The sequence below is a fragment of the Streptomyces sp. NPDC031474 genome (genome assembly GCF_055581185.1).
Genome location: NZ_JBVIJX010000017.1, coordinates 194918 through 218225 on the forward strand (window position 1 = coordinate 194918; position 23308 = coordinate 218225).

A 23308-nucleotide genomic window follows, 5' to 3' on the forward strand; every position below is an offset into this window, starting at 1 on the left:
AGCCCCGCCTTCTCCGGCTGCCGCCGGCAGCAAGGGCGGGGCTTTGGCCTGCGCATATGCCGCTGGGGGTCCCTGCTGTTACCCCTCACAGCGGAGACTCCCTCGTCGTGTCCGTTCCCGGTTGCATGGTCAGTGCCCCGCTTTGGGGCCGACCGGTATCGAACCTCGTATCGGTCCGTCCCCGCTCATGCGAGGAACCACCATGACCGGCAAGAGCACGATGATCACGCTGAACGGCGAGGGCATCGTCGCCTCCGGCGTCGACCGTGGCGAGGTCTTCGTGACCACCAAGCTGCGGCTCTCCGACTTCGGCCACGACGCGACCCTGCGTGCCTTCGACACCAGCCTGGTCACGACCATCAGGACCCACACCGGCCAGGGCGTTGCCGTCGCTCGTGGCCACTCGAAAGGAGAACCAAATGAAGAAGCGTGAACTGGGAAACAGCGGGCTCGAAGTGTCGTCGATCGGGCTCGGCTGCATGGGAATGACCTTCGGCTACGGACAGGCCGCGGACACGGGTGAGGCCATCAAGCTGATCCGTGCGGCCGCCGAGCGCGGTGTGACGCTCTTCGACACCGCGGAGGCGTACGGGGAAGCGAACGAAAGGCTGGTGGGCGAGGCCCTGGCGCCGGTGCGCGACCAGGTCTCCATCGCCACCAAGTTCGGGTGCAAGGACGGCAACCCCGCAGCGGGGCTGGACAGTCGGCCCGAGCGGATCCGGCTGGTCGCCGAGCAGTCCCTGCAGCGTCTGGGGACCGACCGCATCGATCTGTTCTACCAGCACCGGGTGGACCCCGACGTGCCGATCGAAGAGGTCGCGGGCACGGTCCGGGATCTCATCCAGGAAGGCAAGGTCAAGCACTTCGGCCTGTCCGAAGCGGGTCCGGACGTCATCCGCAGGGCCCACGCGGTCCAGCCGGTCACGGCCCTGCAGAGCGAGTACTCGCTGTGGTGGCGCGAGCCCGAGGAGACCATCCTGCCGACCCTGGAAGAACTGGGCATCGGCTTCGTGCCGTTCAGCCCGCTCGGCAAGGGCTTCCTGACCGGCGCGATCGGTCAGGACACGAAGTTCGAGGCCAACGACATCCGTAACGTGCTGCCGCGCTTCGAGGAAGAGGCGCGTGAGGCCAACCTCGCACTGATCGCGCTGCTGGGTGAGATCGCGGACGCCAAGCAGGCGACCCGGGCTCAGACCGCCATCGCGTGGCTGCTGGCGCAGAAGCCGTGGATCGCACCGATCCCGGGCACGACGAAGCTGCACCGCCTCGAAGAGAACATCGGCGCCGACACCGTGGAACTGACCGCCGAGGACCTCAAGCGCATCGAAGAGGCCGTTGCCCAGGTGCAGATCAAGGGCGAGCGGTACACCGCAGCGCAGCAGAAGACCATCAACCGGTAGGTCACCAGCCTCCATCGGCCCGTTCCTGACGAAGCGTCGTTCCCGCAGTGGGCGACGCGGCCGTGGCAGGGCTCCCAGGCGTACTCGGAGTCGAAGTTCCACGTCACCGCTCTCACGCTCGCCGTCGCGAGGAAGTGGCCCGAGGTGCTCTCCAACGCCGTCGACCCGGGCTGGGTCCCCACGAAGACGGGCGGGGAGCGGCGCCACCGGCCGCTACTTCCACCACCAGCAGCCCCGCTCTCCGCACCCGGCGACGCGGTCGCCCGAGGGCGACTACGGCTACGACTCCGCGCTGCGGGCCTTCGACGTGAGTCTGCGCAAGCTGGGCATCGAGCAGCTCGACCTGTGGCTGCTGCACCAGCCGCTGCCGTCCGACTTCGAGAGGACGATCGCGGCGTACAAGGCGGCGGAGAAGCTCCTCGCCGAGGGGCGGGTCCGTGCGATCGGCGAATCGAACCAGACGCCCAAGCAGCTCGACGAGCTCATCTCCCGCACCGACATCGTTCCGGCGGTGAACCAGATCCAGGTGCACCCCTGGACCCCGTCATCACCGCCCTGGCCGACAAGTACGCGAAGACACCCGCGCAGGTCGTGCTGCGCCGGCATCTCGACCACGGCTTCTGCGCGATCCCCAAGTCCGTCAAGGCCCATCGCATCGCCGAGAACTTCGACGTCTTCGACTTCGCCCTGCCCCCCGACGAGGTGGCCGCGATCGACGCCCTCGACACCGGCGTGCGCGGCGGACCCGACCCGGACTCGCTCAACCTGGAGAACGCCGGCTTCCCGATCCCCGACCGGGGGCTCCCCGGCGCCGACGCAAAGAACGAAAGAGCGCAATGATCACGAAAGACATATCCATCAAGAAGTCGTTCAAGCTCGCGGCGATCTCCGCGACGGCAGCCGTCATCGTCTCGGCACCGTACGCGTCCGCCGCGACCGGGCACGCGGACGCGCGGCCCGCCGTCACGCATGTGAAGACCGTGGCCGCCTTCGACTTCGCCACCGGCGACGTGCCCGAGAACGTCACCGTCGCCCCGGACCATTCACTGACCGTCTCGATGGTGGGCGCGCCCGCGGGCGAACGGCCGGCGCTGGTGCGGATCGTGCCGTCCGGGCACCGCACGGTGCTGGTCACCGGGCAGAAGGGCGACGGGATCACCGGCAACACGCGCGGCCACGACGGCATCGTCTACTACAACGTGTGGTCCTCCGACGCCTCCCGGAACGGGGTGTGGAAGCTGCCGCCGGGCGGTACTCCGCACCGCATCGCGGCATTGCCCGTGGGCGGAGTCCCCAACGGTCTGGCCATCGATCCGGCCGGGCGCACCTTGTACGTCGCCGACAGCCGGATGGGCACCGTCTGGGCCGTACCGGTCTCCGGCGGTCCCGCGACGGCGTGGCTGGTCGACCCCGCCCTCGCGATCGAGGCGTCCGCACCCGTGCCGTACGGTGCGAACGGACTCCGTTTCCACAACGGCGCCGTATGGGTCTCCAACCTCAGCAAGGGCACCCTGCTGCGGATCCCCGTCACCGCCACCGGAGCTGCGGGCCGGGTCCACACCGTCACCAGCGGCCTCACTGGCATCGATGACTTCAACTTCCTCAGCGACCGCTCCGACGTCGTGTTCGCCGCGCTGAACACACGGAACCAGATCGCGGTCGTCTACCCGAACGGCACCACCAGGACCGTGCTGACCGCCTCGGACGGCCTCGCCTCGCCCACCGCCACCGCGGTGCGCGGGAAGCGGCTGTACATCACCGACGGCGGACTCAACGAGCCCCACGACGCGCGAGTGCAGAGCGGGAAGATCGACCTCGGCGCGCTGCTCTCACACTGAGCGCCCGGCAGCTCCCAACGGTTCAGCCCCGTACCGGGAACCGGGACGAGCGCCAGGGCGCCGCCATCGTCGTCGGTGCGTCTCTCGCGGGTCTGATGACCGCATTTCCGACGCCGACGGCCGTCCGGTTGCAGGCCATTCGTGGCGGCGTAAAATAATTGTTAATCGTCCGTTCCTGATCTGGAGGTGGGCGATGTTTTTCCGATGGCTGCGGCGTCGTAAGCCGCATCGGCTGGTCTTTCTCGGCGACGGCCGTCTGATCCGGGGCTACAGCGGCGGATTGTTCGACGGTCACGGTTACATGTCCTGACGCCGGTCACAGCGGATTCCTGGAGGAAGTGCGGTGACAGAGGACATCGATGCCCTGGCTGCCATGGCAAAGATCCTGTCACCGTACTGCCGTGTCACCGGGATGTCCGACGGGGCGTTGATCGCGGACTGGAAAAGGACGCGCTTCCTCGGGATGACGGCGGCGGACGTCCGCAAGTTCGCCGAGGGAACCCCTGAGGAACGCGCGGAGCTCACCACCGTTCTCCTGCGGGCCGGGTGCGCCCGAGACCGCCCGGAGCGGCACGCAGACGCCGGCGTCGGGCCCTGGCTGCGCGGAGTGCACCTGCTGATCCGGACCGTGGGATTCGGGCGCGTCCTGCGGCTGCTGTTCTTGGCGGCCCCGGAATACGCGCGAGCGGACGTCCCCCCGGTGGACGAGATCCGACGGCTGAAACGATCGGTACAGTCACGCAGCCGCGGCAGCTGGCTGGTCGACGGCGACTGCAAGTCCGAGGCGGTGACGGCATTCGTCCTGCTGCGGCGATCAGGCCTGCATGCCGTGCTCCACGTCGGTGTGCGCGAGCACCCCTTCGCCCTGCACGCCTGGACGGTCTCGGCCGGTCTGTGCATACCGGACGCCGATCCGCGAGGGCACGCCTTCGATCCGGTGCTCACGATCGACGGCGGGGCGCGATTACATGGACGCCCTCCTCCTCGAGTGGGTGGACGGCGTCCCAAGGCTCCGGACCGCCGACGCCATGGCACGGCAGGGACTCGTGACGACGGTCTCCTCACCGGCCGGCACCGCGACCGTCGTCGGCTGGGCCGGCTCGGCCCGCGACCGGGCGACGGGCGCACGCGGCCTCCTCGACCTCTACGACCGGCAGGGAGCGGCACCGCCTGTACCGGCCGGCGACTACGCGGCCGTGGTGGTGTGCCGCGACCGCATCCTCCTGGCACGTGACGAGCAGGCACGCATCCCCCTGTTCTTCAGGGAGTCCGCGGGCCGTGTGAACGCCCTGAGTACCTCGGCCCGCAGCATGGGCAGCGCCGGCGAGCTGGAACCCCGCTACTTCTGCCGGTACCTCACCGGGAACATGGCGCAGCCGCACACGGACCTCACCCCGTTCACCGGCGTCCACCGCGTCCTCGGCGGCGAGGTGGTGGAGCTCTCCCTCACCGGGCAGCTGCGCGGTCGTACGCCGCGACGTGCCCGGCCCGCCACCGACGCGCCCGCGTCGACCGCCGGTGAAGCCCGCCTCGACGCGGCCGCGCGGGAGCTGCGGCTGGCGCTGGAGAACGCCGTAGAACGCCGTATGGGCACGACGACGGCATGCCATGTCTCGGGCGGCACCGACTCCACCGGTGTCGCGCTGCTCGCCGCACGTCTGCTCGCCGCGGACCCCGGCGGCCCCCGGGAGCTCGTCCTGCTCGCCGGGCGTTTCTCCCACGGAGAGCTGGCCGCGGAGCGGCCGTACCTCGACCTCGCGCTGGAGGCGATCCGCCGGCACACCCCCGCGGCCCGCCCCGTCATCGTCGACGCCGACGACGTGGCCGACTTCGACGACTTCCTGCACCACGCGGGAGACACGGACGAGCCTCACGCGCATGCGTTCCGCGCCCCGTTCTGGAGCAGACTGCACGGCGAGGCTGCGCAACTGGGCTGCGACACCCTCCTGACGGGCTGCGGGGCCGACCCGGTCGCCGACGCCAACCCGTTCCACCTGCACAGGCTCGCCCGCACGGGCCGGTTCCGTCAGATGACCCGGCAGGCACGCGCCTTCGCCGAGGGGAGCGAGCGGGGCCTGCGGGGCGTCGTCCAGGCCTATGTCGTCCAGCCGACCGTCCCGCTCACGGCCGAACGGATCACCGCACTGTCACGTGGCGGAACGGTGCTGGGCGGACTCGGCACCTTCGTCCGCCCCCGCTGGCTGCGGCCCGGCTTCGCGCGGGCTTACGGATTGAGGGAGGCCCGCATCGCGGAGAGCCGCTTCGTGTTCGGGCGCAGACCGGAGCAATCGCTGTACGACGCCGCCAACTACGTCGCCGCTCCCGATCCGCTGTCCTGGCACCGCGCGGAACAGGACGGGTTCTTCCTGTCCCATCCGTTCCTCGACCCCGAGGTCGTCGCCACGATGAGCCGCCTCCCCGCCGCGGCAACGTGGCGGCCGGGCCGCCCGAAGGCCGTTCTCCGCGAGGCCCTGGCAGACCTTCTCCCGGCCGCGATCCGTGGCAGGGCCCTCAAGGTCCCCTTCGACGACCTCTACGCCCGCGGCCTGCGCAGACACGGCGACGAACTCATCGCCCTGTGCCGCTCCGCCCGGCATCCGCTGGTCACGGAGATGTTCGACGTCGAGACGCTGTGCCGGGCCGTGCGGGAGGCACAGCTCGGCATGGGAGACGCGCACTCCTGGGACCGGTTGAACAGTTCGCTCGCGCTGGTGGCCTGGGTGGAGCGGCTCAGTGTTGGTTCTTGATGTCCCACAGGTTCCGCACGTAGGGGCCCATGGTCAGGTCCACGAGGCCGTACCGGCTCGACGTCTCGCGTTGTTCCGTCTGATTGGGGACGTGGCCCTCCTCGCCCAAGCGCGCAACGGACACCTGCACTGATACACCGTGCGTGCCGAATTTCCAGTAGACAGTGACGTAACGCGGATCCCTCGTGTACTCGTCGATCGAGTCGTCCTCGCGCACCCTGGCACGGTAGACGAGGAAGTCGGTATTCGGGTCCTTTTTCTGTTGCTTCTTCACCCACCCGGGGATGTTTTTCCTGTCCCAGGATTTCGTCAGGTAGTTGAGCGGTGGCTGCAGCACGAGCCGGTCCTTGCGCGCCAGGCTCGCGGTGGCATAGAACGTCACCTGGTCGTACGGCGTGTTGAGGGGTAGTTCGACCACCACTCGCGTGGTGAAGGTGTCGCCCGACTCGATCCACCGTCCATAGTTCAGCCAAGGCTTTGCCTCCACCAGTTCGCCGGGCTGGTGGATCTCCCTGCGGGAGAGTGGGTTCAGTTCCGAGGGTTTGGTCCACTGGTCGGCATCGTCTCGCCACTTCTCGCGGAGCCGGTCCTTGGAGCTGAGCGTCACTTTCTGCGCCATCGCATGGAATTCGGAGCCGAGCACATAGAAACTCCTGTCCCCGCGGTTCGCAAGGGTGATGTCGACCGGTACGGCGAAGTCTTTGCGGTCTTTGCTGAGCACCGCTTTTCCCATGGCCAGGGAGATGACAGGGCTGGTTTCGCGCTCGTACGGCTGCCAGAGATTCTGGTAGCCGTAATTGGCGACTGCGATGACCGAGGGAATGATGACCGCGGCGGCCACCCGCTTGTGGGTGGGGATGGTGACCGATGTCCGCCAGACCATGTAGGCGGCCGCTGCGGAGCCGGCCGCGAGCACGCCGAACACCGCCTTGTAGAAGGCTGAGTCGCCGTCCCTCCACATCGTGACCAGGAGCATGGCGTTGGCCACCAGGGCCGTGAACGCGCCGACCAGCGCGACGAAGCCGGAGTAGGGGAAGCAGTACCGCACCCAGTGGTCCATGACGGCGGCGGCGCCCACCAGCGTGGTGAGCGAGACGGCGAGAAGAATCGCGCCGGTCAACCGACCCGGGAAGTTCAGGGCATGCAGGAAGTCCGCGAGGCCGAACCGGCCCAGCAGCACCGTCGTCGCGAGGAGGACCAACTCGATCAGCACCAGGGCCACCCGCGACTGCCAGGTGTTCAGCGAGGGCCGCCGCGCTTTCGGGCGCAACCCGACCTGCGGCTTGGGGGGAGTCCGCACCCGATCACCTCCTGAGACCTCGGGTCGTGCCCTTCACCTGCGCAGTGCGGACACCCCTGTGTGCTGGGCGGGGAAAACACATCGTGTTCTGCGCGGACATGCGTGAGCGGGGCGGCCGCAGAAGGTCCGCTGTCTTTTGGGGGGTTCGAACATCATGGCCCGCGGTGATCCACCGAGTCGCCATTGACACGCGCCCGAAAGCGGGATCTCTCCGCTGGTCGTGCGTTCACGCATGGCGCCTGCCTCGACGGCAGTGACAGGTTCTGGTCAAGTCCGGTCAAGGCTCGTCCAAATGCCGGACGCCTTCTGCCGCCGGTGATCGGGTTCTCCACAACGGCTGTACTACCACCCGTTTCCGGAGGATCTGGTGTCAGCACCATCCCGTAAGAGACGATGGCTCACGATCTGCGCCATCACCGCATCCGCCGCCCTCGTCGCGACCCCCGCAGGCGCCGCGTCCGGCAACAGCAAGAGCCCCTACGGAGCCCGGGCCCTCGCCCGGCTCGCCGCCGAACGCGAGCAGTCCGTGGGCGCCATGAGTCCCCGTCTGAAGGGGGAGGACGGGGACGACGGCAACGAGGCGGACGAGATAGCCGAGGGCGCGGACCAGTACTCCGAGGCCCGCACCTCGCCCGGCGTCGTCGCCCCCGGCGCGTACGGCGCCGCCTGGACCGGCCTGACCAAGCTGCCGAGCACCGGCGGCAGTTGGCACAACGTCACCGACCTGCCCTACGACTCCGACGACTCCCGCTACCGGGACATCGACTCCAACTCCAGCGGCGGCTCGGGCAAGGTGACCGGCCGGATGGCCGCCATCGCCGCCGACGACGACGGATACGTCTACGCGGGCAGTGCCGGCGGCGGCGTATGGCGGTCCAGGAAAGGCGGCGGGAACTGGCGGCCCATCAGCGACGGGCTGCCCTCGCAGTCCACCGGCGCGCTCGCGCTCGACGGGTCGGGGCGGCTGTGGCTGGGCACCGGCGAGGCGACCACCAACGCGGACGCCTACCTCGGCAGCGGGGTCTACCTCCTGTCCGACCCGCACCACGGCACCTTCTCCGCCCGCAGCCGGGTCGGCGGCGACGAGCTGGAGTCCACCACCATCCACGAGCTGCGGTTCGGCGGAGGCAAGGTGTGGGCGGCGACCAGCGCGGGCGTGTGGAGCCACTCCGCCAAGACGCTGAAGGGCGCCTGGAAGCTGGAGTTCGCGCCCAACCCCGACTATCTGCCGGGCGGTTCGGAGGCCGACGACCCCGACGCCGCGTACAAGAACATCGCCAACGACATCGCGATCGACCCGAAGAACCCCTCCAGGGTGATCCTCGCGGTCGGCTGGCGCAGCGGCGACGACTACAACGGCTTCTACACGAAGGTCGGCGGCGTCTGGACCCGCATCACCAGCGGCTTCGGTGATCTGCCGACCGACGCGGACAACGTCGGCAACGTCACCTTCGCCCGCTCCGCCGACGGCTCCCGCTACTACGCCGTCGACCAGTCGCCGGAGCAGCTGAACACCAACCCGGACAGCGGCCTGGAGGGCATCTACAGCGCCGCCTCGCCGTTCGGGCCCTGGACGAAGATCGCCGACTACAAGGGCCTGGCCGCCGACGGCTCGGCGCTGACGTCCAGCGGCTACATGCCGGGCGTGCAGGCCTGGTACAACCAGTTCCTCACCGTGGACCCGAGCGACCCGAAGCATGTGTACGCGGGTCTGGAGGAGGTCTACGAGACCAAGGACGGCGGCTCCACCTGGTCGACCGTGGGCCCGTACTGGAACTTCACCTTCCCCTGCTGGTCCATCGACCCGGCCAAGCAGACCGGTGACTGCCACCAGACCACGCACTCCGACCAGCACGGGGTCGCGATCGGCCGCTATCACGGCAAGAGCTTCGTGTACGTCGGCAACGACGGCGGTGTCTACAAGCGTCCGGTCGACGGCTCCCAGGACGCCTCCGGTCACGCCACCGACTGGACTTCGCTGAACGACGGCACCATCGACACCCTCCAGTACTACTCGGTGGGCATCGGCAAGGACCTCGACCACGGCGGCGTCGCGGTCACCGGCGGCCTCCAGGACAACGGCCAGTCGATCCTGCGGAGCAACGACAAGGTGATGGGCTCCAACTTCGGCGGTGACGGCGGCGACACGCTCGCCGACCCGGCGAACGGCTGCAACATCGCCGAGGAATACGTCTACCTCGCGATCCAGGTCACCCAGAACTGTGCGGTGAACAACGGCAGTTGGGTCGACGACGCCACCAAGGCGACGTCGTACAACGTCGCCCCGGCCGACAACGCCACCAGCGAGGCCCGCTTCATCGCCCCGCTCGCGGCCGACCTGAAGAGCAGCTCGACGTGGATCGCGGGCGGCCGGCACATCTGGGTGCAGACCCACGGCTACGCCATCCGCAGCGGCGACGAGTGGAAGAGCGTGTACGACCTCGGCGCCGGGCGCACCGCGACCGCCGTCGCGGCCTCGGGCGGCAAGGTGTACGCGGCCTGGTGCGGGCCCTGCAACAACCAGGGCTTCGCCCGCGGCATCTCCGTCGGCAACGCGGACGGCACCGGCTGGCACGACATCACCCTGCCCGTGGACGGCACCGTGCCCAACCGCTACCTCAGCGGCTTCGCCGTCGACCCGAGGAACGCCGACCACGTCTTCCTCGCCGTCAACGGCTTCTCCCGGCACTGGACCGAGGGCCCCGGCGCGGGCGTCGGCCACGTCTTCGAGTCCACCGACGGCGGCGCCACCTGGAAGGACGTCTCGGCGAACCTGCCCGACGTGCCGACCAACTCCGCGGTCGTCACACCGAACGGCGGCCTCGCCGTCGCCACCGACCTGGGCGTCGTCTACCGCGCCCCGGGTCACACCAAGTGGCAGCGGGTCGGCTCTCTCCCGGCCGTCGCCGTGCTCCAGCTCAAGCTGAGCCCCGACGGCAAGACCCTGTACGCGGCCACCCACGGCCGTGGCATCTACACCGTCCAGGTGCGCGACTGCGGCTGACGCACACCGTGCCGTGAAGTGAGGGGTGGCCCCGGGTTCTCCGGGGTCACCCCTCCCGCGGGTACGGGACCACGTTCACGTTCAGGGTGAAGGCGGCCTTCGCCGCACCCGCGATGTCCGGCGCCTTCGCCAGCGCGGTGATCTCGGCGCTGCCGCCCCGGGTGCCCGCGGCTCGCAGCGTGGCGTGGGCGGTGCCGTCCGCGTCCAGCCGCCATCCGGAGACCAGGACGAACACCGGCGCGGAACTCCGCACGCCCGTCCACCGCCGGTCGTCCGTCCGGGGCCGCAAGACCAGGGAGACCACCGTCGCGGGCCGGACGCACAACGGCCGCTGGACCGGGTCACCCGGAGCGACGGCGACCTCTGTCCGTCCCGATGCGCAGCCGGCGGCCGGGGGAGAGGGCGTGACGGCCGACGCGGACGGCGTCGGACTTGCGGACGGCATCGGACTCGCGGGTGGCGCGGAGGGCGACGGCGGCGCGGACGGGTGGGCCGGTGTACCGGACGGCGGCCCCGTGGGCGCACTTCCCGACGAGCCGCCGGCCGCCGACCCGCCGCCGCCCGTTGTGCCGCACGCGGCGAGGACCGCCACCGCGGCGATCGCACAGCCTCCGGTCCACCAGCGCATTCCCGTGCCTCCCGGCCCGTTCTCGATGTCCTGTCAGCGCATGTCCTGTCAGCGCATGTCCGCCGCGTCGAGCAGCGTGGTCACCGTGGGCGCGACGAGCCCGGTCAGGTTGTCCGCTCCGATTCCCGCGCGGGCGCTGGCGCCGTCGAAGACCAGGCTGAGCTGCCGCGCCAGCAAGTCGGGATCGCTTGCCCCGCCCTGCTCGGCCTCGGTGCGGAAGAAGGCGGTCAGGTTCGCCTTGACCCGATGCGCGACCCGGCTCGCGGGGTGGTCCTGGTCCTTGAGCTCGATCTGCGCGGCCAGGTAAGGGCAGCCGTGGAACTCGGGCGCGCCCGCCTGCGATTCCACCTGCTCGAAGACGTGCATGATCCGCTCCCGGTGCGAACGGCCGTCGGCCGCCGCGGGCAGGAGCGTCGCCACGTAGGCGGAGGTGATGTGCTTCAGGCTCGCCGCGAGCAGTTCGTCCTTGCTCTCGAACAGCTGGTACATGGAGCGCTTGGACACCCCCGCCGCCTTGCACAGCGCCTCGACGCCGATGCCGACACCGTCTCGGTAGGTGAGCGTGGCCGCTGCCTCCAGCAGCCGCTCGCGGGAGCTGGGCTTCGCCTCGGTGGTCATGCTGCGAGGTTAACTCGATTCCAGAAGAATCAAAACGGATCGGTTTCCCTCTGGGGCAGTGGGATGCCGGGCGTTTCGCAGGGAGCTGCCGGCCGCCGGTGCCTTCCTCGACGGGCGACGAATTCGCACCGATCTCCTCGTGGTCTCCGAAGACGAACGAGATCCGTCGGTACCCACCCCGACGGCCGTCGGCTGCACACCCTGACCGTGCCCGCCCCACAGCCCACCTACCTCCGTACGCCTGCACCCGTCGGACTCCCGCCTCCTGATCACCACCGCCGGGTACGGCCTGTACCGCCCGGCGGCGCCGTCCGGCGCGGTACTCGCCGCCCCGTCCCGGCCGGGGCGCCGCCGGCCCACTCCTGGTCCGGCGGGTAGCGCATCACCGCGGGCCGGCGCCGACGTCGAACTCCCAGCACTCCTCGACGCCCACCCCGCGCAACAGCTCACGCGCGCGAGTCGTGCGGGGCGTCAGGACTGCCGCGGGTTCCGGGGCGAACAGGAAGGCCGCGATGTCGCCGCTGTGGGCGATCTGGAGGCCGAGAGCGCCGCAGGCGCGGACCGCGGCGAGGAGGCGGTCGAGGCCCGGCACGGGGAGGTGCCGCTGGTTGAGCAGCGCGCTCCGGGTCGCCACCGCGCCGAGCAGAGCCGTGTCCTGGGTGCGCAGGGAACGGCGGAGCAGGACACGCAGCTGGTCGAAGCGGGCGATCTCCGCGCTGTCGTAGCGGGGCGCGGGAAGCGCGAGGGTGTCCACGCCGTGGCCGCCGGCGCGGGAGCCGAAGCCCAGGACGTGCAGCGGCGGCAGACGGTGGCCGAAGTCCTCGACGACCGTGCCCTCGCGCTGCGCGAACAGCACCGTGCTCTCCTCGAACATCAGCGCGTCGGAGGCCGTCTCCGCGCGGACCGCGAGCCGGGCCGTCTCCCGCGCCGTCAGGGGAGCGCCGAGCGCGTCCCGCACGGCCCGGACCGCCGCCAGGACGTCGCTGGTGGAGGAGCCGAAACCACGGCCCGGCGGCGCGTCCCCGACCAGGTCGAGATGACCGCCCGTCCGCAGGTGCCGTTCGCCCAGGGCCAGTTCGGCCGCTCGGCGTGCCTTCTCCTTCCGCGGCGGAGAGACGGTGACCTCGCCGCCGTGGACCGGAGTGAAGGTCGCCCGCGTCGTATGGAGCGGGCAGGGCAGCGTGACCAGGGCGCGCACGGGAGCGCCCGACGGACCGGTGAACGCGCCCTGCAACAGCTCGCCGTGATGCACGGGGGCCGTGCCCGTGCCCATGCCCATGCCCGTGCCCGTGCCCGTGCCTGCGGCCATGGTGATGGCCGTCCGCGTCGACGACACCACCGTCCGCCCTCCCGCCTGCCGATCTCGCCGCCATCGTGCCGGGCAGCCGGGACTTTCGAAACACGCCCTACGGGAACGGTTTCGGCTCGGTGACCCAGCCCGCCGCCAGCACCAGCCGGGTGTGGCGGTGCAGGGCGAGGAAGCCGAAGGGGCGGTCGAAGCGGGCCTTGAGCGTCGTGGTGATCCAGCGGAGCTGAGGCACCCCGCCGGCCGCCGCCATGGCGAACGCCGTCACCGCGGCCGCCCGGAAGCCCTCCGCGCCGAACTCCGCCGTCGTCGACTGCTGAGCCGACCCGACGGCCAGCGGAAACGCGCTGATGCCGGGGAAGTGGCCGTGGTCGGCGTCCCGGGCGGCCGTGAGCCCGAACAGCTCGTGGCGCGCCAGCAGATCGTGGTCGGCGGCGACACCGAACGCCGCCGTCGTGACGTGGAGCGTCGGCGGGTCGGGCGTCCTGGACCGCTCCTTCATGACGCGCAGGCCCGGACCGGCCTCCCCGTAGGGGAGCCGGGGACCGGGGACGACCGGGTGCCGGCCGGCGAGGAGGCCCACCCCCGCCCCCAGCACCTGCCCCGGCGTCATGTCCTCCTCGCCGAGGAGCAGATGGACGTCGATGCCGTCGGCGCCGAACACCTTCAGCTCGGTGACGTGCCCGTCGGGCGTGTCCGCGACGCCGATCCGGTCCAGCAGCAGGGTCTCGCGCGACAGGCCGAGGAAGGTGCGGCTGTTCCAGTGGGCGCTGCGCAGGGGGACCTCGCCGAAGGGCCGCAGCCACCGGGTCCGCAGCGTCAGCGCGCTCGCCAGCACCATCTCGGTGTCGTCCCGCAGCACGACCGGCATCCGCTCCACCAGCCCGTCGGTCCGCTTCACCGCCCAGGCGTCCAGTGCGCCGGCGTCGGCTGCCAGGTCCCCGGTGAGCACCCCGTGCGCCCCGGTCGGCAACCCTGCCTCCCAGGCCTCCCGCAGCTCCAGGGTGCGTTTGGTCCACAGTCCCAGGGCCGTGTCGAGACCGCGCGTCGACTCCATCGCGGTGAGCAACTCGCGCCCGGCGGCGGCGGCTTCGCCCGCGGGCACACCGAGGGCCCCGGCGAGTTCCTCCCGCGCCGGGCCCGACGCCCCGTCCGCGAGGAAGGCGAGCAGCGGCCACACCCCCGCCGCCGAGAAGACGGCGCCGCGCCCGCCCCCGTCCACGGCCCCCGCCCACCGGGCGGTGAGCCCGTTCACCGCCCGGATCGTCGTCTTCACGACCGCCTCCCCCACTCTCGACTCGGCTCGCGCCGCGCTTACGATGCGCCCAGTCGTTCTGCTACGACAACCGCCTGACCGTCCGAAACCAGGAGCACGGTACTCGTGTCCATACCTCCGCCTCCCGGGCCCCACCAGCCCCAGGACCCGTACCAGCCTCCGCAGCCGCAGAGTCCGTACCCGCAGGACCCCTTCGCCCCGCCCCCGCAGGGCCCGCACCCCCAGGGGCCGTACGGTCCTCAGGGTCAGCAGGGCCCGCCCGGGTATCCCGGGCCGGGACCCTATCCGCAGGCCCCCTACGGGGCGGCGCCCTACCCGGTGTGGGGGCAGGGGTACACCCCCTTCGGGCGGCCTTCGCCGATCAACGGGGTGGCCATCGCCGCCCTGGTCCTCGGCATCCTCTGTTTCGTACCGGCCGTGGGTCTGGTGCTCGGGATCATCGCGCTGGTGCAGATCAAGAAGCGGGGGGAGCGCGGCAAGGGCATGGCGGTCGCGGGCGCGATCCTGTCCTCCGTGGGGCTCGCGTTGTGGGTCCTGGCGCTGGCCACGGGCGGCGCCTCCGAGTTCTGGGACGGGTTCAAGGAGGGCGCGCGCCCCAACTCCAGTTTCGCGCTGGCCAAGGGTGACTGCTTCGACGTGCCGGGCAAGACCTTCGACGAGGACGTCTACGACGTCGACGAGGTGGCCTGCGCCGGTGAGCACGACGCCGAGGTGTTCGCCACGGTCCCGCTGTCCGGCAGCGACTTCCCGGGCGACGACCGCGTCACCGACGTGGCCGAGGACAAGTGCTACGACCTGGAGAACGCCTATGCGATGGACACCTGGGCGGTGACCGACGAGGTCGACGTCTACTACCTCACGCCCACCTCCGAGAGCTGGAAGTGGGGCGACCGCGAGATCACCTGCGTGTTCGCCAACACGGACGAGAACGGCACCCTGACCGGCTCGCTGCGCACCGACGAGACGACCCTCGACGCCGACCAGCTGGCCTTCCTGAAGGCGATGACCGCCGTCGACCAGGTCCTCTTCGAGGAGCCGGAGGCATACGCCGAGGAGGATCTGGCGAGCAACCGGACCTGGGCCGGGGACATCGGCGACGCGACCGACGAGCAGGCGGCCGCGCTCGGCGCGCACACCTGGTCCGCGAAGGCCCGCGCCCCCCTAGCGGCCCTGGTGAAGGACATGCGGGCCGCGGGCAAGGAGTGGGCGGCGGCGGAGAAGGCCACGACCGTGGACGGCTTCTACACGCACTACGACACCGCCTACAAGTACGTCGACGGCGGCTCCACGGTCACCGCCCGCAAGGCCCTGGGCCTGGCCACGACCCCGCCCACGTACGACGAGGACGGCAGCGGGAACCGCGGCGGGACCGGAGGCGGGACCGGAGGCGGGACCGGAGGCGGGACCGGAGGCGGCGGCGCGGGCCGGGGCGACGGCGACAGCGGTCTGGACGTGTGATCACCCGTTGATCACCTTTATGACCACGCATGCTCATGCGCGTGCTCATGCGTGTGCTCACGTGTGTGATTACGTCCATAGCGGGGAGAAAGTGCCTGGGTAAAGCGTTTCCCGGGCAGATGTCATCACATCGAGTGATTCTCTGGCCTTTGCTTGCATGGCACAACCCACGGTTGCCAGGCTGTAGCTGTCTGTACAACCTGATGGGAGTGGCCAGTGACATTCGGTGAGCAGCCGGCGTATCTGCGTGTCGCGGGTGATCTTCGCAAGAAGATCACCGACGGGTCGCTGCCACCCCACACCCGCCTCCCGTCCCAGGCGAGAATCCGCGAGGAGTACGGCGTCTCCGACACGGTCGCGCTTGAGGCGCGCAAGGTGCTGATGGCCGAGGGCCTCGTCGAGGGCCGCTCCGGTTCGGGCACGTACGTGCGCGAGCGGCCCGTGCCGCGCCGGATCGCCCGCTCCGGCTACCGCCCCGTCAGCGGTGCCACGCCGTTCCGTCAGGAACAGGCCGAGGAGCACCACCGTGGGACCTGGGAGTCCAGCAGCGAGCAGGTCGAGGCGTGCGTCGACGTCGCGGAGCGGCTGGGCATCCAGGTCGGCGACCGCGTGATGCGCACCAAGTACGTCTTCCGGGAGGCCGGCGAGGCGATGATGCTGTCCACCTCCTGGGAGCCCCTCGCCGTCACCGGCCGCACCCCCGTCATGCTGCCGGAGGAGGGCCCGCTCGGCGGCATGGGCGTCGTCGAGCGGATGCGCGCCATCGACGTCATCGTCGACAACGTCACGGAGGAGGTCGGCGCCCGGCCCGGTCTCGCCGAGGAACTCCTCACCCTCGGTGGCGTCCCGGGACACGTCGTCCTGGTCGTCCACCGCACGTACTACGCCTCCGGCCGCCCGGTCGAGACGGCCGACGTGGTGATCCCGGCCGACCGCTACCAGGTCGCCTACCACCTGCCGGTGAAGTAGAGCCGGTAGAGCCGGTGGAGCCGGTGGAGCCGGTGGAGCCAGTGGAGCCAGTAGGACCCGTCCGGCCGCCGCCGCGCGTGGCGGGCCGCCTGCCGGTGGCGGGAGCGAAGTGGTGGAGGCGGGAGCGCGGCCCGGGACGGTAGTGCATTCGCCCGGGAGGCGCACACCCTTCCGGCAGTTGCCCCCGGTATCGGCGCCTCGCGGAGCTGCCCGGCGGCCGTCGGAATCCGGTCGTTTCCCGCCGTTCCCGCAGGTCGTCCGGTAGGCGCCCGGATCCCCGCCAACCGGACGCATCGCCTCGCGCGCACGGCGCGCTCGGTCCCGTGCGCCCCCTGCGTCTTGGCTGGTTGCGTACCTCTTTGTGCAAAGCCGTGTTCGGTGCGTAAAGGTAAGGCGTACGCTCGGGCATATGCGGATTGCGGTTTCCTTGGCAGGCGGGGCGCACGGCGTGCCGCGTACGGGATCCGGGCGGGTCGGGGCGAGAAGGGGGGATGGGGGGCGATGAACGACAGCGCCATCTCTCTGCCCTGGCTGGTGATACGGCAGGACGACAACGGCAATCGCTACAGCGTGGGCAGATATGCCACCCGGGCCGAGGCCCAGGGGATCGCGGACACCCTCGACAGCCGCGGCCACAAGCAGCTGTACTGGGTCGAACGCATAGGGCAGGGCCAGGGCGAAACCCAGGCACAGGCCCAGGCGCAGCACGGAGACGGCACCCGGAACTGACGTACCCCACGCCCTTGTAGGCTCCGCCGCATGACGGAACGGATCGTGGTGGTGGGAGCCGCCCTGCTCGACGGCGGCCGCCTGCTCGCCGCGCGCCGCAGCGCGCCCGAGGAACTCGCCGGGCGCTGGGAACTGCCCGGCGGCAAGGTCGAGAAGGGCGAGGCGCCCGAAGCGGCCCTGGTCCGCGAACTGCGCGAGGAACTAGGCGTCGACGCCGAGACCGTCGAGCGCGTCCCGGGGGAGTGGCCCCTGAGACCCCCCTACGTCCTCCAGGTGTGGACCGCCTGCCTGCGCCCCGGCTCCGCCGCCCCCCGCCCCCTCCAGGACCACGACGCCCTGCGCTGGCTCACCCCGGACGAGATCTGGCACGTCGACTGGCTCGACCAGGATGTACCCGCAGTACGCGAAACCCTCGCCAGACTCAACACCCGAGCCCGCTGATCCGAGGCTGCTCCGCCTCTTTGGAAGGCGCGGGGGCGCGTTGACCGTGGAGCGGGGTGGCTCGTACGCCGTTTGTGCCACAGTGCGCCCTGTTGTGCGGTACTGCCTCGCGGATATCGGGTATGTGCCCATTAACCCCACCAAACCAGACATGGGTGTACTCGCTGGCCTGGGAAGTGATCGGCGTGATCGACACCGAAGGCGACCGCGCCGAATGGACGTTCCCCGCGGACCCCGGTGCGGTGCGCACCGCCCGCGGCGCCGTCCGGAGCCAGTTGCACGGCTGGGACCTCGACAGCCTGGGCGACCTCGCGGCCCTGCTGGTCAGCGAGCTGGTCACCAACGCCCTGCGGCATGCCACCGGGCCCATCGGCGTCCGCCTGGTGCGCCCCGCGGGCCTGGAGGGCGTATTGCTGGTCGAGGTCTCCGACCCGCTGCCGGACCCGCCCCGCGAGCGCGTCGCCCGGCTCGACGACGAGAGCGGGCGCGGACTGCAACTCGTTGCCTCCTCCTCGCGCCGGTGGGGCACCCGCCCCGGGGACACCGGGAAAACCGTGTGGTTCGAGCTCGCGGTACCGGGTTGACGCGCCGTCTCGCGGGGATGAGCCGGTGTACAGCCGGGGTGGCCGTGTCCCCCGTCCGGCTCCGGTCGCGACCGGTCCCGGAAGGTGTGGTTCGACGGCGTGCCCGCTGGTTAGAAGACTGGAAGTGTTGACGCGGCACGGTCCGAAAAAAGCCTGGACCGTGCTGTGATCGTGAACACCGTGTCGTGCGGACCCGTAGTGCTGGATACTGCGGGCAGCCGCTGCCGGTGACCGGTGCCGGACACGGTGAGCTGGAGGGGACGGTTCGCGTGAGCGAGATACCAGCGAAGGCCACGGAGTCCGAGGACCCGTCGGGCGGCGCGAGGGTGAGGGCCGCGAGTGCGCTCGCCGCCGACGCCGCGCGCGACTTCGCCGACGGGCCGGGCGAGGCGGCGACGCCGGGTGACGCCATGTGGCAGAGCAGTCCGCCCGGCTCGATCTATGACTACATCAAGGTCGCCTCGTTCTCCATCGGCCCCGACGGACTCGTCGACCAGTGGAGTCTGCGCGCCGAGCAGATCTTCGGCATCGCCGCCGACAGAGCCGTCGGCATGGACCCCATCGAGGCGTTCGTCGACCCGGACCTGCGCGAGCGAGGCCAGCGCAAGATGGCCGAGATCCTCGACGGGCGCGAGTGGACCGGCGTGGTCCCCTTCCGGATGCCCGACGCCGTGCCCGGCGGCGGGCGCGGCGAGCAGGGCCTCGCCGAGGTGTACGTCATGCCGACGCGCAGCCTCGACGGCGAGAGGGCCGCCGTGTGCATCGTCGTCGACGTCCGCACGCTCCGCAGCATCGAGACCGACCTCGCCGCCTCGCAGTCGATTTTCGGCCAATCCCCGTTCGGTTTCCTGCTGATCGACACCGAGCTGCGGGTCCGCCGCGCCAACGAGCGGTTCGCCTCCATCTTCGGCGGCAGCCCCGACGACCACCGCGGCAAGGGCGTGCACGACTATCTGCCCCGGTCCGAGGCCGACCGGGTCAGCGCCACCCTGCGCCGGGTCCTGGAGACCGGCGACTCCATCACGGACATGCACATCACCGGCTTCGTCCCGGGCTCCGAAGAGCGCCGGCACTGGTCGATCAACCTCTACCGCGTGCACAGCGGTTCCGGCCGCCCCATCGGCATCGCCTGGCTCGGCACCGACAACACGGCCCGCCGCGCCGCCGCGCGCGAGGCCGCCGCCGCACGGCGCAATCTCGCCCTTCTGAACGAGGCGGGCGCCCGCATAGGGAACTCCCTCGACCTGGAGACGACCGCGCGCGAACTCCTCGACGTCGTCGTGCCCGGCTTCTGCGACCTCGCCACCGTCGACCTCTACCAGGGTCTCCTGGCAGGCGACGAGACCCCGCCCGGCCTCGCCGACGGCAGCGCCGAACTGCGCCGGGTCGCCTTCTCCTCCGCCGTCTCCGACGCCCCCTTCGCCGGCACCGGCGCGCCTGTCGCCGTCGGCGCCGTCCACCACTTCCCGTTCAACTCGCCCTGCGCGGACGCCCTGCGCACCGCCCGCCCGCAGGCCATCCCCGGCGAGGAGGGCGGCCTCGTGCAGTCCACCCTCGCCGTGCCGATGGTCGCCCACGACACCGTCGTCGGCCTGGCGCAGTTCTCGCGGACCAAGGGCAGCGAGCCGTTCGGGGACCGCGACCGGGATCTCGCCGTGGAACTGGCGGCGCGGGCCGCGGTCTGCATCGACAACGCGCGGCTCTACCGGCGCGAGCACGAGCGGGCGTTGATACTGCAACGGTCGCTGCTGCCGCCCGGCGACCCGGTGGCCTCGGGCCTCGACATCGCCTGCCGCTACCTTCCCGGCAACGCCTCCACCGGCCGGCCCAGCGAGGTCGGCGGCGACTGGTTCGACGTCATCGAACTGCCCGGTCACCGCACCGCGTTGGTGGTCGGCGACGTCATGGGGCGCGGGCTGCGCGCCGCGGTCGCCATGGGCGAACTCCGTACGGCCGTGCGCACCTTGGCCCTGCTCGACCTCGAACCGGCCGAAGTCCTCTCCGCGCTCGACGAGATCGCGCGCGGCCTCGGCACGCCGGGCGGCGTCCAGCAGGCCACCCGGGCCGCCCGCCGCCCCCGCGAGGCCGACCTGTCCGAGGTGTACCTCGCGACGTGCGTGTACGCGGTCTACGACTCCGTCACTCGCCGCTGCACCTTCGCCAACGCGGGCCATCTGCCCCCGGTCCTGGTCGAACCCGGCGAGCCGGCGCTGATGCTGGACGTGCCGCCGGGCATGCCGCTCGGCGTCGGGGGCGAGCCCTTCGAGGAGGTGGAGGTCGACCTCCCCGAAGGCGCGCTGCTGGCGCTCTACACGGATGGACTCGTCGAATCGCGCGACCACCCGCTGGACGAGGGCCTCAACGCGTTCGTCGGGGCGCTGACGGACCCGGTCAGCCCACTGGAGGACGTCTGCGACCACGTCCTCAACACCCTTGACTCGCACCACGGCGAGGACGACATCGCGCTGCTCATGGCACGGGTCCAGGGCCTGCCCGCCGACTCGGTCGGCGACTGGACGCTGCCGCGCGAGCCGCGCAGCGTGGGCCGGGCTCGCGAGTACGCGCGCGGCCAGCTGCTCTCCTGGGGCCTCGAACCCCTCGTCGACACGACGGAACTGCTGGTCAGTGAACTGGTCACGAACGCGCTGCGGTACGGCGAGGGCGAGATCAGGCTCCGGCTGCTGCTGGACCGCACCCTGGTCTGCGAGGTCTGGGACTCGGGCCTCGTCCAGCCGCGCCGCCGCCGCGCCCGGGACACCGACGAGGGCGGCCGGGGCCTCCAGCTCGTGGGCCTCCTCTCGGCGGCCTGGGGCTCGCGCCGCACCCCACGCGGCAAGACGGTGTGGTTCGAACTCCCCCTACCCGACGGCGAAACAGGCCTGACGGACCCGGCAGAGGCCCTACTGAGCCTGTTCTGACCCACAACCCCACCACCCCACGACCGGCAAACCCGGCCAAACCCCCAGCGCGGCCTGCCCACACCCGCGCCGACGCGGGGTCACGCGGGGGGTGGGGGGTGGGGGCGGGGCTGTCTGGTTCGGTTCGGCGAAGCCTGCGGGGTGCTGTTTGGGGGGGCCTTTCGGCCGGGGTGGTGCCGCTGGGCATGGCCGGGGCTGCGCTGGTTCGGCGAAGCCTGCGGGGCGCCGTTGCCGGAATCTTCGGTAGGGGGGTGCCGCTGGGCATGGCCCGGGGGCGTGGGCGGTGGTCGGGTGGTGTGTTGCTGTGCTGATGTGGGGTTACCCGGGGGCGGCCGGGGTGGTGAAGCCTGTGGGGGTGCCGGTCTCGGGGTTGTCGGGTGGGACTATGCCGCCGAGGACGGCGCCGCCGGTGCCTGCCGTTGCGGACGGGTAGGGGGTGCCGTGCGTTCTCACGTCGAGTTCGGCCAGTTCGCGGGCCGTCAGGGCGAGGGCGTCGGCGGGTGGGCGGTTCGCGGGGTCCCCTGTCGCGAGGAGGCGTTGCGCCTCCGCGAGGCGCGTGCGGGCGGTCGCGCCGACCGCGCCGCGGTGCGTCGCCACGAAGTCGGCCGCGGCGGCGGTGGCGGTGCGGGCGGTGATCAGGGCGGCGGCCGGCAGCACCCCGGCCCGCCCGGAGGCGACCGGCGAGGTCGCCCGCACGATCCGGCGCAGCACGGCGAGCGGATCGTAGGGCTGCCCTCCCGTCACCTCCTGCCGTACGGAGTCCAGCACTGCGTCGGCATGCGCCAGCCGGGCGTGCAGCTCGCCCGGCGGTGTGCCGGCGGGGCCGTGGGCGGTTTCCCCGGCCCGAACCCAGGACAGTTCGGCCTCCGCGCCCGTGAGGGCGGCCGGGATCATCTGTTCGGCCGACCGTAGTTCCGTGGCCAGCCGGTCGACGCCCTCGACGAAGACGGCCGCCTGCTCGACGGCGCCCTCGGCGGCACGCAGCTGCCGCGCCGCCGGCTCCGGTCGGCCCGAATCGACGGCCTGGCGGGCCTGGTTGAGCCGGACGGTGGCGAACACCAGCCGGTCCTTGGCCTGTTCGACGTTGCCGGTGACCGAGGCGGTCGCGGTCGGCGCGTACCGGGCCCGTAGCCCGGCGACGACGGCTTCCGCGACCCCCGCACGCCCCGTCAGCTCCCGGAACCTGCTCTCGGCGACCTCCAGCGCCCCCAACACCCCTGACGCCCCCCACACCGCTGACGCGTCCGACGCCTCCGATGCCCCCGGCGTCCCCAGCGCCTCATCCGTCCCTCGTTCCAGCCCCCGCAGCTCCCTGAACGCGTCCGCCACGGCGTCCAGTCGCCGTCCGGCCTCCTCGCAGCGCCCGATGATCCCGGCGAGCGCGTGCCCCCGGGCCGCCTCCTCCGCCGGCACCCCCTCGTCGTACCGCTGCCGCATCCGGAACGCGGCGGCGAGTTCGGACTCCGCCTCGTGGACGGCCCGGCGGAAGCCCGCGACGGCCTCCGCCCCGAACAGCGTCTCGGCGAAGCCGAGTTCGGTGCGCGCCGCGCGGAGCCGGTCGTCGGCCTCGACCAGCGCCGCGCAGGACTGCTCGTCGCGGGCGGTGAGCGGCGGCGACGCCCTCGGCGGCGGGCTGCCGGCCCCGCCGGGCGTGGTCCGCTCCCGGGCACGACGGACCCGGCGCACGTACCCGTACCCGGCGACCGCGCCCGCCGCGCCGACCGCGATGAGCGGGAGCACCAGATCGGCGGTGGACGTCTCGTCCTCGTCGGCCGTCACGGCGCTCGCGGCGGGCGCCGGCTCCTTGATCGCAACCGGAGCGTCGTCACCGGACGTCATCCCCGGCAACACCAGCCACACGACCCCAAGCGCACCACCCAGCACGGCATGAGCCACCCGCACGGATATGTGCGACCCGGCGGGCCGCGTTCGGCCTCGAAGTGAGGAGGAAGAGGTCACATTTGGGAGCGTATGGCCGCGAATACGGCCACGCGACCGGGATGCACCCGAGGCGGGGGCCGTGGGACGGAACGACACGGGAGGGGGACCGGCGATGAAACCATCACCGGGGCGGACGGGGTCGGACGGGAAC

Annotated in this window: 19 protein-coding genes and 2 pseudogenes; 14 read left to right on the forward strand and 7 right to left on the reverse strand. The window is 71.5% G+C overall.

Annotation, left to right across the window (positions count from 1 at the left end; genetic code table 11):
• Positions 1–202 precede the first annotated feature (202 nt).
• The 7 genes and pseudogenes from ACZ5SK_RS33740 (at position 203) to ACZ5SK_RS33770 (ending at position 5985) form a co-directional block, all read left to right on the forward strand.
• The gene (locus ACZ5SK_RS33740) at positions 203–433 is read left to right on the forward strand and encodes a hypothetical protein (RefSeq protein WP_468576810.1); all 231 of its coding nucleotides are present in this window, start codon (positions 203–205) and stop codon (positions 431–433) included.
• Entirely contained in the window at positions 420–1400 is a 981-nt protein-coding gene (locus ACZ5SK_RS33745) for an aldo/keto reductase (protein ID WP_468576812.1), read from the forward strand. Before ACZ5SK_RS33740 ends, ACZ5SK_RS33745 begins: the two co-directional genes overlap by 14 nt.
• Positions 1336–1925 (forward strand): annotated as a pseudogene (locus tag ACZ5SK_RS33750) (aldo/keto reductase); the annotation flags it as partial. The gene ACZ5SK_RS33745 and the pseudogene ACZ5SK_RS33750, both read left to right, overlap by 65 nt.
• A gap of 66 nt (positions 1926–1991) precedes the next feature.
• Positions 1992–2240, forward strand: coding sequence for a hypothetical protein (locus tag ACZ5SK_RS33755; protein WP_468576814.1), 249 nt, complete (start codon positions 1992–1994; stop codon positions 2238–2240).
• Positions 2237–3238 carry a hypothetical protein gene (locus ACZ5SK_RS33760; protein WP_468576815.1) on the forward strand — a complete coding sequence of 334 codons (1002 nt, stop codon included), beginning with the start codon at positions 2237–2239 and terminating at the stop codon, positions 3236–3238. Before ACZ5SK_RS33755 ends, ACZ5SK_RS33760 begins: the two co-directional genes overlap by 4 nt.
• A 463-nt stretch (positions 3239–3701) precedes the next feature.
• Positions 3702–4127, forward strand: a pseudogene (locus ACZ5SK_RS33765) (lasso peptide biosynthesis B2 protein); the annotation flags it as partial.
• Between the two features lie 79 nt (positions 4128–4206).
• Entirely contained in the window at positions 4207–5985 is a 1779-nt protein-coding gene (locus ACZ5SK_RS33770) for an asparagine synthase-related protein (RefSeq protein ID WP_468156808.1), read from the forward strand.
• Here the strand turns inward: ACZ5SK_RS33770 and ACZ5SK_RS33775 are convergent.
• Positions 5969–7285 carry a hypothetical protein gene (locus ACZ5SK_RS33775; RefSeq protein ID WP_361701305.1) on the reverse strand — a complete coding sequence of 439 codons (1317 nt, stop codon included), beginning with the start codon at positions 7283–7285 and terminating at the stop codon, positions 5969–5971. The genes ACZ5SK_RS33770 and ACZ5SK_RS33775 overlap by 17 nt on opposite strands.
• 367 nt (positions 7286–7652) lie before the next feature.
• Between ACZ5SK_RS33775 and ACZ5SK_RS33780 the strand changes: the two genes are divergently transcribed.
• On the forward strand, positions 7653–10289 hold the full coding sequence (locus ACZ5SK_RS33780) for a WD40/YVTN/BNR-like repeat-containing protein (RefSeq protein ID WP_468156810.1): 2637 nt from the start codon (positions 7653–7655) through the stop codon (positions 10287–10289).
• A 46-nt stretch (positions 10290–10335) separates the two neighbouring features.
• Here ACZ5SK_RS33780 and ACZ5SK_RS33785 read toward each other — a convergent pair whose 3' ends face one another.
• The 5 genes from ACZ5SK_RS33785 to ACZ5SK_RS33805 form a co-directional block, all read right to left on the reverse strand.
• The gene (locus tag ACZ5SK_RS33785) at positions 10336–10542 is read right to left on the reverse strand and encodes an acetyl-CoA synthetase (protein WP_334577477.1); all 207 of its coding nucleotides are present in this window, start codon (positions 10540–10542) and stop codon (positions 10336–10338) included.
• A gap of 88 nt (positions 10543–10630) precedes the next feature.
• On the reverse strand, positions 10631–10864 hold the full coding sequence (locus ACZ5SK_RS33790) for a hypothetical protein (protein WP_334577476.1): 234 nt from the start codon (positions 10862–10864) through the stop codon (positions 10631–10633).
• A gap of 101 nt (positions 10865–10965) precedes the next feature.
• Entirely contained in the window at positions 10966–11535 is a 570-nt protein-coding gene (locus ACZ5SK_RS33795; protein WP_334577475.1) for a TetR/AcrR family transcriptional regulator, read from the reverse strand.
• Between the two features lie 382 nt (positions 11536–11917).
• Positions 11918–12844 carry a GHMP family kinase ATP-binding protein gene (locus ACZ5SK_RS33800; RefSeq protein ID WP_468576818.1) on the reverse strand — a complete coding sequence of 309 codons (927 nt, stop codon included), beginning with the start codon at positions 12842–12844 and terminating at the stop codon, positions 11918–11920.
• A 97-nt stretch (positions 12845–12941) separates the two neighbouring features.
• Positions 12942–14117, reverse strand: coding sequence for a serpin family protein (locus ACZ5SK_RS33805; protein WP_361701310.1), 1176 nt, complete (start codon positions 14115–14117; stop codon positions 12942–12944).
• Between the two features lie 105 nt (positions 14118–14222).
• Between ACZ5SK_RS33805 and ACZ5SK_RS33810 the strand changes: the two genes are divergently transcribed.
• The 6 genes from ACZ5SK_RS33810 to ACZ5SK_RS33835 all read left to right on the forward strand — a co-directional run bounded on the left by ACZ5SK_RS33810 (position 14223) and on the right by ACZ5SK_RS33835 (position 21216).
• Positions 14223–15575, forward strand: a complete 1353-nt coding sequence (locus ACZ5SK_RS33810; RefSeq protein WP_468576820.1) for a DUF4190 domain-containing protein — start codon at positions 14223–14225, stop codon at positions 15573–15575.
• 216 nt (positions 15576–15791) lie between these two features.
• Entirely contained in the window at positions 15792–16544 is a 753-nt protein-coding gene (locus ACZ5SK_RS33815) for a GntR family transcriptional regulator (protein ID WP_361701313.1), read from the forward strand.
• Positions 16545–17045: 501 nt separating this feature from the next.
• Positions 17046–17273, forward strand: coding sequence for a hypothetical protein (locus ACZ5SK_RS33820; protein WP_334577470.1), 228 nt, complete (start codon positions 17046–17048; stop codon positions 17271–17273).
• Positions 17274–17303: 30 nt separating this feature from the next.
• The gene (locus ACZ5SK_RS33825) at positions 17304–17714 is read left to right on the forward strand and encodes a (deoxy)nucleoside triphosphate pyrophosphohydrolase (protein ID WP_334577469.1); all 411 of its coding nucleotides are present in this window, start codon (positions 17304–17306) and stop codon (positions 17712–17714) included.
• A gap of 155 nt (positions 17715–17869) precedes the next feature.
• Positions 17870–18298, forward strand: coding sequence for an ATP-binding protein (locus ACZ5SK_RS33830; RefSeq protein ID WP_334577468.1), 429 nt, complete (start codon positions 17870–17872; stop codon positions 18296–18298).
• 269 nt (positions 18299–18567) lie between these two features.
• The gene (locus ACZ5SK_RS33835; RefSeq protein WP_334577467.1) at positions 18568–21216 is read left to right on the forward strand and encodes a SpoIIE family protein phosphatase; all 2649 of its coding nucleotides are present in this window, start codon (positions 18568–18570) and stop codon (positions 21214–21216) included.
• Positions 21217–21534: 318 nt separating this feature from the next.
• Here the strand turns inward: ACZ5SK_RS33835 and ACZ5SK_RS33840 are convergent, their stop codons facing one another.
• A complete protein-coding gene (locus ACZ5SK_RS33840; RefSeq protein ID WP_457495408.1) occupies positions 21535–23055 on the reverse strand; it encodes a hypothetical protein in 1521 nt (506 codons plus the stop codon).
• Positions 23056–23308 lie beyond the last annotated feature (253 nt).

What these genes read in the sequence shown, in the direction of transcription:
- ACZ5SK_RS33795 (WP_334577475.1), bottom strand. Translation starts at nt 11,535, where the DNA reads ATGACCACCGAGGCGAAGCCCAGCTCCCGCGAGCGGCTGCTGGAGGCA.
- ACZ5SK_RS33745 (WP_468576812.1), top strand. Translation starts at nt 420, where the DNA reads ATGAAGAAGCGTGAACTGGGAAACAGCGGGCTCGAAGTGTCGTCGATC.
- ACZ5SK_RS33760 (WP_468576815.1), top strand. Translation starts at nt 2,237, where the DNA reads ATGATCACGAAAGACATATCCATCAAGAAGTCGTTCAAGCTCGCGGCG.
- ACZ5SK_RS33840 (WP_457495408.1), bottom strand. Translation starts at nt 23,055, where the DNA reads ATGACGTCCGGTGACGACGCTCCGGTTGCGATCAAGGAGCCGGCGCCC.
- ACZ5SK_RS33770 (WP_468156808.1), top strand. Translation starts at nt 4,207, where the DNA reads ATGGACGCCCTCCTCCTCGAGTGGGTGGACGGCGTCCCAAGGCTCCGG.
- ACZ5SK_RS33820 (WP_334577470.1), top strand. Translation starts at nt 17,046, where the DNA reads ATGAACGACAGCGCCATCTCTCTGCCCTGGCTGGTGATACGGCAGGAC.
- ACZ5SK_RS33740 (WP_468576810.1), top strand. Translation starts at nt 203, where the DNA reads ATGACCGGCAAGAGCACGATGATCACGCTGAACGGCGAGGGCATCGTC.
- ACZ5SK_RS33825 (WP_334577469.1), top strand. Translation starts at nt 17,304, where the DNA reads ATGACGGAACGGATCGTGGTGGTGGGAGCCGCCCTGCTCGACGGCGGC.
- ACZ5SK_RS33800 (WP_468576818.1), bottom strand. Translation starts at nt 12,844, where the DNA reads ATGGCCGCAGGCACGGGCACGGGCACGGGCATGGGCATGGGCACGGGC.